This window comes from Modicisalibacter ilicicola DSM 19980, from assembly GCF_900128925.1.
In the GTDB taxonomy this organism is placed as follows: Bacteria; Pseudomonadota; Gammaproteobacteria; order Pseudomonadales; family Halomonadaceae; genus Modicisalibacter; species Modicisalibacter ilicicola.
In genome coordinates, this window is record NZ_FQUJ01000006.1 from 24,301 (window position 1) to 35,377 (window position 11,077).

Here is an 11,077-nt window from a genome sequence, read left to right on the forward strand (position 1 = left end):
GAGGCGTCGTCATCTTGTCAGAAAACTGGCATCCCGAGGTATGATTTCGAGGAAAGAACCGAGTCGACCAGGAGAGACCATGACGGATTCCATCGAATTCGGCGCGAGGCGTTGGCAGGATATGACGTCGCCGGAACTGAGTGGTGTCATCACCGAAGAGAGTGTCGCGGTCTTGCCCCTGGCGGCCATCGAGCAGCACGGCGCGCATCTGCCGCTCTCCACGGACCTGGATATCGGCCTGGGTCTGCTGGCAGCGGCCACCGCACTCTTGCCCGAGACGTTTGCGCTGTTCGAGCTGCCGCCCCTGGCGATCGGCAGCAGCCAGGAGCACGGCAGTTTTGCCGGCACGCTCAGTCTGCCGCCGGAGACCGCCATCGCGGTCATCGAAGCCTATGGCGATTCACTCGCCCGCTCCGGCGTGCGGCGTCTGGTGCTGCTCAACAGCCACGGCGGCAACAAGGCAGTCGCCGACATCGCCGCACTCAAGCTGCGCGAGCGCCGGGGCATGCTGGTGGTCAAGGCCCACTACATGCGTTTCTCGCCACCGCCAGGCGCGCTACCCGAGAAAGAGTTGCGTCATGGACTGCATGGCGGCGCCCTGGAGACGGCGATGATGCTTCATCTGGCCCCTCACAAGGTGCGACGCGAGCATGTCGGCCACCCACCGTCCCGGGGCGAGGCAATGGCTGCCCGCGGGAAATGGCTGGGTCCCGAGGGCGAGGCGGCCTTCGCCTGGCTGGCCGAGGATCTCCATCCAGGCGGGGTGGTGGGCGATGCCCGTCTGGCCGATGCCGAGCTGGGAGCGCGCCTCGTCGAGCATTACGCCAGCAAGCTGGCGACTCTCTTCGAAGAAGCCAGCACCATGGGCATCGACGACTTTCAGTCCCGCGAGGGGCGTTCGTAGTTCTCCAGCACCGCCTCGAGCATGTGACCGGCACGCTTGGCCTTGGCATTCAGGTAACGATAGTTCTGCTCGGTCAGACGGCCGTACAGCGCCTGGCGATCGGTCACCTCGATGCCGCCCTCGATCAGGGCGGTGATCTTGATCGGGTTGTTGGTGAGCAGCTGCACGCGACGGACCTCCAGGGCGGCCAGCATGTCCACCGCCACGCCATAGCGACGCTCATCCTCACCGAAGCCCAGTATCTGGTCGGCGTCCAGGGTGTCGAGCCCTTCGTCCTGCAGCGAGTAGGCTCGCAACTTGTTGGCCAGTCCGATACCACGCCCTTCCTGGGCGAGATAGAGCAGCACGCCGCCGCCCATGGCCTCGATATCCGCGACTGCATTGCGCAGCTGTTCGCCGCAGTCGCAGCGCAGGCTGCCGAACAGGTCGCCGGTCAGGCAGGCGGAATGCAGGCGAAGCGGCACCGCCTCACGCCAGTCGGCGGGCTCCCCGATGACGATGGCGACATGCTCGCGCAAGCCATCCGGTTCGCGGAACAGGATGAAACGGCTCTGGGCGGCTTCCGCCAGAGGAATACGTGCCTCGCTGACCCGCTTGAGCAACCCGCTGGCGGCCTCGAAGCAGCGTTCGGCCTTGGCAGCCTCCACGGCCAGCAATTCGCCTCGCTCGACCAGGGACTCGACCAAAGCGCGAGAGCCGCTGGCCACCCGGGCGGTGAGGGCAGCGGGAATCAACAGGGCGCGCCGCATCAGGGTCAGGGCCGCATGATCGGCGCGGCTGGCGGAAACGACCGGATGCGTGGTCCCCGGCACGTCGACCCCGAAAGCCAGCTCGCCAAGATGCCTGGCATCCAGGGAGGAAGGCTTGTCCAGCGACAGGCGCGCGGTCTCGGCCTCGATCGGCTGGCCCAGCAGCGCCAGCCGATGCCGACTCAGCACCAGGCCCGGCGCTTCCCCCGCCGTAGCGACGAGACGCTCCAGGGTGCCGTCGTCGACGCTTTCGATCGGCTGGACGAGAATGTCCTGCTCCTCGTCGCGCAGCAGTATCGGCAACCCCCGGCGGATATCGAAAATGGCGCGTTCAACCTGGTGCATGAGCTTCTCCTTGTGGGCCGAGGTTGTTCTTGTCCGGGACGCTGCGCATGATAGGACTCCTGCCCCTGTCCATGAGAAGCCTGAGCGACGTATTCATGAGCGATCCCTTCTGTGATGTCGACCTGGCCTGGTCCTGCCTTCGCAGGGCAAGCGATCACGACTGGTCATCGTCCTTGTCCTTCACTTCCGGTGTGCCTGGCCTGAGCCTTCGGCAAGGTGGTACCTGGGCGTACGACGGCGCCGTCGCCGACGACGTGCGTCACCTGCTCGACAGCCTGGTGCCCCTGGTGGTGCGGACTCGGCCTCTGGCGATCGCCCAGCTCGGCCAGAGCCTGGACGGTCGAATCGCCACCGTGACCGGCGCATCGCACTATGTGAACGGGCTCGAGAGCCGGGTTCATCTGCACCGCCTGCGCGCCTTGGTCGATGCCGTGCTGGTGGGGGCCGGAACGGTCGAGGCCGACGACCCCCGGCTCAGCGTCCGCCATGTCGCGGGGCGACACCCGGTGCGCGTGGTGCTCGACCCCCGGGGGCGACTCAGCGCCACCCATCATGTCTTCCAGTCCGCCGAGACACCGACCCTGCATCTGGTCGGCTGTCACGCGGCTGTCGCGGGACCTTTCGGTAGCCATGTCGAGCGCATCGCCCTGCCGATCGATGATGCCGGCATCGCCCCGCGCAGAGTGCTCGACACGCTGGCCGCACGGGGGCTCGAGCGGGTGTTGGTCGAGGGCGGCGGGGTGACTGTCTCGCGCTTTCTCGAGGCCGGCGTCCTGCATCGCCTGCACATGCTGATCGCGCCTCTGCTGATTGGTTCGGGGCGTCCCGGGCTCGACCTGGCGCCGATCGCGACCCTCGACCAGGCATTGCGACCCCGCGCCCGCACCTTTCCCTGCGGCGACGACACCTTGTTCGACCTGGCGCTCGCGTCGGCCGAGACGCCGTGATCGCCGGCTCATCAGGAACAGGGCACCGGGCAGGCTCGAGACCAGCACCAGGCCACCGTAGGCCATCGACACCGCCACTCCCTGGGCCGGGGCGAGACCGGCGGCGGCCCACACCAGCGCCGCCGCTCCCTCCCGCAAGCCCCAGCCCGCCACGGAGAGAGGGATGGCCATCGCCAGCAGCACGGGCGGGATCAATGCCAACAGCGTCATCAGCGGCAACTCGGTACCGATGGCCCGGGCGGCACAGACGAACACCGCCACGTAACTGCCGACCACCAACAGCGACCCCAGCAGTTGACGCGGCCAGGCATGGGAACTGAGCAGGGTAAGAAACAGGTCGCGGCCCAGCCCCCTGGTCAACGTCTCGAATAGGCGAGGAGGGCGGGTGTAAAGCCGATAAAGTGCCAGGCCCGCGACGAGCAGAACGAACGCCAACGTCAGCCAGACCAGCGTACCGGTGGCTGCCAGTCGATCGAGCCCATCGCCGAGGGCCGCGCTGAGCGGGCGGTGCCAGAGGGGCGACAAGAGCACCGAGGCGGTCATGACCGCCAGTACCAGTTGGCCCGAGACCCGCTCGATGATGACGGCACGCAGGGCCGCGGCGCGTTCGCCGCTGGCACGGGCATGCCGCCAGGCGCGGGCGGCATCGCCCATGACGCCACCGGGCAGAAGCTGGTTGAGAAAGGTGGCCAGGTAATAGTCGCCCAAGGCCGCGCCCCAGGCCAGGCGAATGCCCAGCAGACGCGCGGTCAGGCGCCAGCGCCAGGCGGAGACCGCCACCTGGGGCAGGGTCAAGGCCAGGGCCAGCATCACCCAGGAGGCCGACAGTCCCTGGAGTTCTGCAGCGATGGTCGACATGTCCAGCCACCAGGCGAGAAGGCCCAGCAGGACCGCGCTTGCCAGCAAGCGAATCCATGCATGGGGAGGAAGCAGTCGCGCCATTCAGGATTCCTCCCGGGGGCGGGCGAAGAGGTCGACATGACCGACGCTCAGCCCCAGCGATCCGTCATTCAGGGAGGTCAGGCGGTTCGCCAGCCAGGCGTCGGCCCGCGAGCGTTGCCCGGGTGCCTGTTCGTGCACGGCGGTGGCCCAGCCCTCGAGCAGTTGGCTTCCCAGCGCCAGGGTCTCAGGCCGGCCTGGCGGCAGTCGCCAGGGGCTGGGGGCGCTCATCACGTGGTAGCCGCGCCTGGAAAAGGCATCGTGAAGTACCTGGGGGGCGGTTTTCCCCAGCGCCTCTCCGAACCCTTTTTCACGGCGTTGGTGGGCATTGACCTGATCGCGAACCCACCGGTCCTCGGCGTCATTCAGGGCCCTGGTATCACGATCGTAAAACGCCCAGTCGCCATCCACACTGAGGGTGAACAGCACCGCCGACTTCCGGGCCACGCAGGCCCCGGCCAGTCGTTCCACCCATGACGCCGAGACCAGGTCGAAGAGTGCCGAGGCACAGACCAGATCGCTGCCCCCCAGCATGTCGGGATCGAACGTCACCAGGTCGCGACAGTGGGCTGTCAGTTCGATGGAGGTGCCGTCGCTGTCGCGAAGTCGACGAAGGCGCGATGTCGCCTCGTCCAGCAGGCCGGCGTCGTGATCGATCAGATGCCAGCGTTGCGGGCCGGGCAGGCGGGCGGCAAGAAACTCGAGGTTACTGCCGGCACCGCTGGCAAGATCCACCAGCGAGAGAACACGCCCGGATTCGCCACCCTGGCGTCGCAGCAGCCAGCGCCCTGCACCCCGGGTCAGCGTGGCATCCCGCGCCTTGGCGTCCGTTGCCTGGCGCAGGCGTAGCCATTGTGTATCGAAGGTGCTGCCGGGGGCGGGTTGGTTCATGTTCCGGAGGCTTCCGTGCGGGTGCTGATATCGGGCGAGTCGCCAGGCTCGCGCAGCAGGGCCGCGGCAAAGGCCTGCCCGGCAGCGTGCCAGTCCTTGAGCGCCGAGCGCGCCTTGCCGGCACCGTCACGCAGGCGGGTGCGCAGCTCGGGGTCGTCGAACCAGCGTTGCAGCGCGTCGGCCAGTGCCTCGGGGTCGTCCGGGGGCACGCTCAATCCCGCTTCCTCGGGCAAGGTATGGGCCAGGGCGCCGCCAGTGGTGGTGATGACCGGCAGGCCACGGGCCAGCGCTTCGGTGATCACCATGCCATAGCCCTCGTAACGGGAGGGCAGGATGAAGAGATCGGCATTCTGGTAAGCCTCCCTCAAGGCATCCGGGGATCGCTCGCCGAGCAGTCGGATGCGTCCCTCGAGGCCCTGTTCCCGGAGCTCGTCGGCGATGGTGGCGGCATGATCCTTGTCGCGGTCGAGCGCCCCGATGCAGTCGCATTGCCAGTCGCGATCGCGCAGCCGGCTCAGGGCTTCGAGCAATACATCGTGGCCCTTGCGGGGAATGACGGTCGCCACGCACAGCAGATGCTGGCGAGTGGTCGGGTCGTCGGCGCCGCGCCTTGCCAGCGGGGCCGGTTCGACACCGGGCTCGATGACGGCGACGCGTTCGGCCGGCACAGCGAAGTCGGCCAGGCGCCTCGCGGTGTAGGGGCTGGTGGCGATGATTCGCCCGACGGCACCCAGGGCGAGGGTCTCGCTGAGGGTGAATCGGGTACGTTGTGCCGGATCGAGACCGGTTTCGTCGGCGAGGGGATGATGAATCAGCGCGGTCAGCGTCAGGCGTTCACGATGAGCGGCGACGATCTCGGGCAGGCCGCCCATGGCCAGGCCGTCGATGACCACGCGAGTGCCGTCGGGCTGTCGGGCAAGCGCTTCCTCGAGTGCCTGAGCCGCGGTCTCGTCGGGTTCGGGGAAACTGCCCTCGAGGCCGATGACCTCGACGTTCCAGTCCTGGCGACGCAGCGCTTCGACAATGCGCGCGTCATACAGGTACCCGCCGGTGAACTGCTCGGGATCACCGGCAACGATCAATGTCAGCGAAGGACTCACAGCGCCCCCTCGAAGTCGGCCCAGGCGACATGCGATTCGTGCAGGGTCACCTTCAAGTGAGACAGGCCCGAGGCGGCCTGGCCCAGGCGGCCCTCGTCGATGGCCCGCGCAAGCCGGTCGAAGACTGTCTTGGCCATGAACTCGGTCGTGGTGTTGCGGCCCTGGAATTCGGGAATTTCATCGAGGTTGCGAAAATTGAATTCGGCCAGGGTCTCGCTCAAGGCCGAGCTGGCCAGTCCGATGTCGACGACCAGGTCGTCATCGTCGAGACACGGGCGCCTGAAGGTGACATCCACCACGTAGGTAGCGCCGTGCTGTCGCTGGGCCGGGCCGAAGACATCACCCTTGAAGCTGTGGGCGATCATGAAATGATCGCGAACGGTCAAGCTGAACATTGCGTCGTTTCCTTGATGAATGAAACCCATCTTCAGTAGCGCACCCGATGGCACAGCACGTCGGCTGACCCGGACAGCACGCGTGGCATCGAGACGGGCAGGTCCTGAAAATTGCTCTCGCCGTCGATCAGGGCGTCCAGGCGTTCGTCCCGCAGCAGATCCAGGGCCAGGGCCAGGCGTCGGCGATGATCCCAGCGCGCGCGGTGACCGGGTGCCACCGTGCCGACCTGGCTCGAACGAAGCGTCAGGCGCCTGGCGTGGAAGGCCTCGCCCAGCGGCAGGCTGACCTCCTGCTGGCCGAACCAGCTCATCTCCACCAGCGTTGCTTCCTGTCCGGCGAGTCGCAACCCGGAGCGCAGGCCCTGAGGGGTACCGCTGGCATGAATTACCAGGTCGTTCTCGCCTGCGGCGTTTTCCGGCGTGCAGAAGGGGATTCCCAGCGTATCGGCGAGTTCGGCCCGTTGCGGCGCAATATCGATCAGCTGTACCTCGGTGCCGGGGATCCGGGCACACAGGTAGGCGATCAGCGCGCCGACCACCCCCGCGCCGATGACGGCAATGCGATTGCCGATGCCTGGGCCGGCATCCCAGAGCCCATTGATGGCGGTTTCCATGTTGGCGGCGAGTACCGCCCGTTCGACAGGCAGTCCTTCGGGCAGGGGCAGCACGGCATCGGCGGGAACCACATAACGATCCTGGTGGGGATACAAGCAGAAGACATTGCGGTCCAAGAGATGTGCCGGACCCTGCTCGACGACACCCACGCTGGCATAGCCATACTTGACCGGCCCCGGGAAGTCGCCCTGCTGAAAGGGCGCGCGCATGCGGACATGCTCACTGGCGGGAATGCGACCGTCGAACACAAGGCGTTCCGTCCCGCGGCTGATGGCACTATAGCGCGTACGAACGCGCACATCGGTATCGCCAGCAGGGGGGAGGGCCTCTTCTCGCAAGGCCCCCTGACCGGGTGCGAGTACCCAGAAGGCCTGGGCGGTGTTCGCGGGCATGAGCTCTTCCTTCGGGAACGCCTGGATCATGTGAAACTTATTGACCGCGCCAGGGTCGACACGTTCAATTATTGTACAAACATTGTATTAATGCATCCTGCTCGTCCATGTGCAGGCTTTACCGATTCTGGCAAGGCGCGGACCGAGCCTCTAGCCTAGTTAAATTCAGTGTTTATCGGTCGATGCGTCAAGTGTCGCCGCGACGGGGACCGTAGGGGTTGAAACCATGCCGGATAGACACAGTCGGACATTCCTGGGAGGCGGCGGTCAGATCCATGCCCTGGCGTTTGCCGAGTTCTGTGCCGCCCTGGTGATGTTTGCGCTACTGCTGGAAGGCGTGCTGGTGTGGCTGGCCGCGCCGGTGGGGTTGCGCATGAGCGCAGGTGCGGTCTACGTGGCGATGGTGGTGATCGTGCTCAAGACCTGGCCTTCGACGAGTCGCTGGCTGGGCTGGGCCAATCGCGTCACCCTGCTGCGCGGCATGCTGATCGCCATCTTCGCCGGTGCGATCATCTTTCCCGATTTCATGGCCCGTCATGTCGATGTCATGGCCCTGCTGGCTCTGCTGGCTCTGCTGCTCGATGGCCTGGACGGCTGGATTGCACGCCTGACCCGATCGGCCTCGTCGTTCGGTGCGCGCTTCGACATGGAGCTGGATGCGTTCTTCATCCTGGCGTTATGCGTGGCCCTGCTGGTGCTCGGCAAGGCGGGGCCCTGGGTGCTGCTGATCGGTCTGATGCGCTATGGCTTCGTGCTGAGCATTCGGCTGTGGCCCTGGCTGGGGCGCGAACTGCCCGAGAGCCGGCGGCGCAAGATCATCTGTGTGTGGCAGGCGGGGTCGCTGCTCGTCGGGCTGCTGCCGGCAGTCGCGGATGCCGTGGCGGCACCGATTGCGCTGCTGTCGCTGCTGCTGCTGTCCTTGTCGTTCATGGTGGACATACACTGGCTGGCGCGTCGCAGGAAAGTGGCGCTGCATGGCTGATCCTAGCCGTTCAATCAGGAGATCCGAGATGATTACTGCACTACGTGGCTCCATGGCGGCCCTCGCCCTCAGCGGCGGGCTTGCCTTGGGTGTATTGCCGGCCCAGGCCGAACCGCATACCTATCGTATCGACCCCGAACACTTCTCGATCGGCTTTTTGATCAGCCATATCGGCTATCAGAAGCAGCTGGGCATGTTCCTGGAGGGCGAGGGTGAGTTCGTCTACGACGAGCAGGCCCAGGCGCTCTCGTCAGGGCGTGTGGAGATAGCCGCCGACAGCCTCTTCACCAACCACGAGAAGCGCGACGAACATGTGCTCAGCGACGATTTCCTCGATGCCGAGGCGTATCCGGACATCGTGTTCGAGGTCACCGACTTCAGCGCCGAGAGCGATACCCAGGGCACCCTGACCGGCGATCTCACCCTGCTCGGGGAGACCCACCCGGTGACTCTCGATGTGACCCTGAACAAGGCAGCAGAATACCCCTTCGGTCACAAGCAATACACCCTGGGGTTGTCGGCCCGCACGACACTGTCGCGCAGCGAGTGGGGCATGACCTACGGGGTCGACAACGGCATGGTCGGCGACGAGGTGGAGCTGATCTTCGAATTCGAGGCGATTCGCCAGTAATCTGGCTGGGGAATCCGCTCTGCACCCCCGGCATTTGGCCGAAAGGCGGGCGAAAGGGTCGTCATCGGGCGCGTCACGGCGTATAAAGAAAACGCTGTTTCGTCAAAGGATGCCTCGATGGCTCGACCTCCGTTCGAACTTGCCGGCGTGCGCGTCGCGCCCGGCTCGCGTACCCAAATCGACGTGCCCGTCGCCAAGCTGTACACCCACGCCCCCTTGCACATCCCCGTGGAGGTGGTGCACGGGAGGCAGTCCGGCCCGGTGTTGCTGGTATGCAGCGCCATCCATGGTGACGAGATCAATGGCGTGGAAATCGTTCGCCGCCTGCTGCGCTCGTCGGCGATACGACGCCTGCGCGGAACCCTGATTGCCGTCCCCATCGTCAATGTCTTCGGGTTCGTCCAGCACACCCGCTACCTGCCCGATCGTCGCGATCTCAATCGCTGCTTTCCCGGCCTCGAGGCGGGCTCGCTGGGCTCGCGGGTCGCTGCCCTGTTTCGGGAGCAGATCGTCGATCTGGCCAGCCATATCATCGACCTGCACACCGGGGCCATTCATCGTACCAACTTGCCCCAGATCCGCGCCCAGCTGAGTCCCGACAGCGAGACGTCGATGATGGCGGATGCCTTCGGCGCGCCGGTCATCCTCAACGCGGAGCTGCGCGAGGGCAGCCTGCGCGCCTATGCCCAGAGCCGAGGGGTGCCGGTGCTGACCTACGAGGCAGGCGAGGCGTTGCGTTTCGACGAATGGTCGATCGCCCCCGGGGTGCGGGGCATCCTGCGGGTGATGCGCAAGCTTGGCATGCTGGCTCCGAGCCGCCGACGCTCGGCCCCGATGTCGGCCGAGATCGCCAATGGCTCGAGCTGGGCGAGAGCCACCGGGGACGGCATCCTGCGACCCCGGGTGCGACTGGGGGCGCGTGTCGCCAAGGGGCAGCTTTTGGGGGTGGTGGCCGATCCTTTCGGGAACGCCGAAGGGGAGGTCATCGCCAATGCCGATGGCATCATCATCGGCATGAGCAACTTGCCGCTGGTCAATGAAGGCGAGGCCCTGTTCCATGTGGCGCGCTTCGACGCCATCGAGGAAGCGGAAAACGCGGTGGAGTCGTTCCAGTCGGACTTCGAGCCTAGCCTCGACACGCTATAGAGTCGCGACCGGCGCCGCCGCTGTCGATGCTACCAGCCCCAGGGCATCGTCGAAGACCTGCAGGCCGGCGCCATCGCGATGGGCATTTTCGGAGAGGTGTCGGCGAAAGCGTCGTCCGCCCGGGCAGCCCTGGAAGAGCCCCAGCAGATGGCGGGTCACATGGTTCAACCGGGCGCCTTCTGCGAGGCGTTCCGCGATGTAGGGGCGCAGCGCCTCGGCGGCCTCATGGCGCGTGCGCGCCGGTCCCGGCTCGCCGTAGAAGGTCTCGTCCACCGCGGCGAGCAGCCAGGGGTTCTGGTAGGCCTCGCGACCCACCATCACGCTGTCGACCTGGGCGAGCTGCGCCTGGCACTCGGCCAGGCGCTTCAGGCCGCCGTTGATGCCGATGTGCAATTCGGGATGCATCGCCTTGAGCCGGTGTACGCGAGGGTAGTTCAGCGGGGGGATGTCGCGATTCTCCTTGGGCGACAATCCCTCCAGCCAGGCCTTGCGGGCATGCACGATGAAGGTGTCGCAGCCGCCCTCGGCGACCTTGACGACGAAGCGTTCGAGATCGGCATCCTCGTCCTGGGCGTCGATGCCGATGCGGCACTTCACGGTCACGGGGATGCGCACCGCCGCCTTCATCGCCCTGACGGCGGCGGCCACCTTGTCGGGGTAGGCCATCAGGCAGGCGCCGATCAGGTTGTTCTGCACCCGGTCGCTGGGGCATCCCACGTTCAGATTGATCTCGTCGTACCCCCAGGACTCGGCGATGGCAGCACATTCCGCCAGTTCACCGGGGTCGCTGCCGCCCAGCTGCAAGGCGAGCGGATGCTCCACGGCATCGTGCCCCAGAAAGCGCTCCCGGGGGCTGCCGTGCAGGATGGCGCCGGTGGTGACCATCTCCGTGTAGAGCAGGGCACGACGCGTCAGCGTACGGGCGAATGCCCGGTAGTCGCGGGTCGTCCAATCCATCATGGGGGCCACGGAGAAGGTTCTGTCTAGTGCGAAGCACTTATTTTCAATGGTCATAGCGAGTTAGGCATTGTCAGGCTTGTC

At 66.2% G+C, this 11,077-nt stretch carries 11 protein-coding genes and 1 pseudogene; 5 read left to right on the plus strand and 7 right to left on the minus strand.

The window, feature by feature from the left end; translation table 11 throughout:
• The first annotated feature begins 79 nt into the window (after positions 1-79).
• Entirely contained in the window at positions 80-904 is an 825-nt protein-coding gene (locus BUA41_RS07595; RefSeq protein WP_072821414.1) for a creatininase family protein, read from the plus strand.
• Here BUA41_RS07595 and ribA read toward each other — a convergent pair.
• On the minus strand, positions 880-1,998 hold the full coding sequence (ribA, locus tag BUA41_RS07600) for a GTP cyclohydrolase II RibA (protein WP_072821416.1): 1,119 nt from the start codon (positions 1,996-1,998) through the stop codon (positions 880-882). The genes BUA41_RS07595 and ribA overlap by 25 nt on opposite strands.
• Before the next feature lie 95 nt (positions 1,999-2,093).
• Here ribA and BUA41_RS19195 point away from each other — a divergent pair, with 95 nt between their 5' ends.
• Entirely contained in the window at positions 2,094-2,945 is an 852-nt protein-coding gene (locus BUA41_RS19195) for a RibD family protein (RefSeq protein WP_072821865.1), read from the plus strand.
• 45 nt (positions 2,946-2,990) lie between these two features.
• Here the strand turns inward: BUA41_RS19195 and BUA41_RS19465 are convergent.
• The 5 genes and pseudogenes from BUA41_RS19465 to BUA41_RS07630 all read right to left on the minus strand — a co-directional run.
• A pseudogene (locus BUA41_RS19465) lies at positions 2,991-3,887 on the minus strand (lysylphosphatidylglycerol synthase transmembrane domain-containing protein); the annotation flags it as partial.
• Complete coding sequence (locus tag BUA41_RS07615) at positions 3,888-4,775, minus strand: class I SAM-dependent methyltransferase (protein ID WP_072821418.1); 888 nt, start codon at positions 4,773-4,775, stop codon at positions 3,888-3,890. It lies immediately after the preceding pseudogene.
• On the minus strand, positions 4,772-5,875 hold the full coding sequence (locus BUA41_RS07620) for a glycosyltransferase family 4 protein (protein WP_072821420.1): 1,104 nt from the start codon (positions 5,873-5,875) through the stop codon (positions 4,772-4,774). The genes BUA41_RS07615 and BUA41_RS07620 overlap by 4 nt, the downstream gene beginning before the upstream one ends.
• Positions 5,872-6,270 carry a 6-pyruvoyl trahydropterin synthase family protein gene (locus BUA41_RS07625; RefSeq protein ID WP_072821422.1) on the minus strand — a complete coding sequence of 133 codons (399 nt, stop codon included), beginning with the start codon at positions 6,268-6,270 and terminating at the stop codon, positions 5,872-5,874. Before BUA41_RS07625 ends, BUA41_RS07620 begins: the two co-directional genes overlap by 4 nt.
• Before the next feature lie 32 nt (positions 6,271-6,302).
• Positions 6,303-7,277, minus strand: coding sequence for a zinc-dependent alcohol dehydrogenase (locus BUA41_RS07630; RefSeq protein WP_072821424.1), 975 nt, complete (start codon positions 7,275-7,277; stop codon positions 6,303-6,305).
• A gap of 226 nt (positions 7,278-7,503) precedes the next feature.
• Here BUA41_RS07630 and BUA41_RS07635 point away from each other — a divergent pair, with 226 nt between their 5' ends.
• The 3 genes from BUA41_RS07635 to BUA41_RS07645 all read left to right on the plus strand — a co-directional run bounded on the left by BUA41_RS07635 (position 7,504) and on the right by BUA41_RS07645 (position 10,036).
• Positions 7,504-8,259, plus strand: coding sequence for a CDP-alcohol phosphatidyltransferase family protein (locus BUA41_RS07635; protein WP_084671274.1), 756 nt, complete (start codon positions 7,504-7,506; stop codon positions 8,257-8,259).
• A gap of 28 nt (positions 8,260-8,287) precedes the next feature.
• On the plus strand, positions 8,288-8,890 hold the full coding sequence (locus tag BUA41_RS07640; protein WP_072821426.1) for a YceI family protein: 603 nt from the start codon (positions 8,288-8,290) through the stop codon (positions 8,888-8,890).
• Positions 8,891-9,007: 117 nt separating this feature from the next.
• Positions 9,008-10,036: a succinylglutamate desuccinylase/aspartoacylase family protein gene (locus BUA41_RS07645; RefSeq protein WP_072821428.1), complete on the plus strand. Its 1,029-nt coding sequence runs from the start codon at positions 9,008-9,010 to the stop codon at positions 10,034-10,036.
• Here the strand turns inward: BUA41_RS07645 and dusA are convergent.
• Positions 10,031-11,050: a tRNA dihydrouridine(20/20a) synthase DusA gene (dusA, locus tag BUA41_RS07650; protein WP_072821430.1), complete on the minus strand. Its 1,020-nt coding sequence runs from the start codon at positions 11,048-11,050 to the stop codon at positions 10,031-10,033. The genes BUA41_RS07645 and dusA overlap by 6 nt on opposite strands.
• Positions 11,051-11,077: the final 27 nt, after the last annotated feature.

Bases quoted from the DNA above. Each gene is read 5' to 3' on its own strand.
- BUA41_RS07615 (WP_072821418.1), bottom strand. From the start codon at position 4,775: ATGAACCAACCCGCCCCCGGCAGCACCTTCGATACACAATGGCTACGC.
- BUA41_RS07595 (WP_072821414.1), top strand. From the start codon at position 80: ATGACGGATTCCATCGAATTCGGCGCGAGGCGTTGGCAGGATATGACG.
- ribA (WP_072821416.1), bottom strand. From the start codon at position 1,998: ATGCACCAGGTTGAACGCGCCATTTTCGATATCCGCCGGGGGTTGCCG.
- BUA41_RS07640 (WP_072821426.1), top strand. From the start codon at position 8,288: ATGATTACTGCACTACGTGGCTCCATGGCGGCCCTCGCCCTCAGCGGC.
- BUA41_RS19195 (WP_072821865.1), top strand. From the start codon at position 2,094: ATGAGCGATCCCTTCTGTGATGTCGACCTGGCCTGGTCCTGCCTTCGC.
- BUA41_RS07645 (WP_072821428.1), top strand. From the start codon at position 9,008: ATGGCTCGACCTCCGTTCGAACTTGCCGGCGTGCGCGTCGCGCCCGGC.
- BUA41_RS07630 (WP_072821424.1), bottom strand. From the start codon at position 7,277: ATGCCCGCGAACACCGCCCAGGCCTTCTGGGTACTCGCACCCGGTCAG.
- BUA41_RS07625 (WP_072821422.1), bottom strand. From the start codon at position 6,270: ATGTTCAGCTTGACCGTTCGCGATCATTTCATGATCGCCCACAGCTTC.
- dusA (WP_072821430.1), bottom strand. From the start codon at position 11,050: ATGACCATTGAAAATAAGTGCTTCGCACTAGACAGAACCTTCTCCGTG.
- BUA41_RS07635 (WP_084671274.1), top strand. From the start codon at position 7,504: ATGCCGGATAGACACAGTCGGACATTCCTGGGAGGCGGCGGTCAGATC.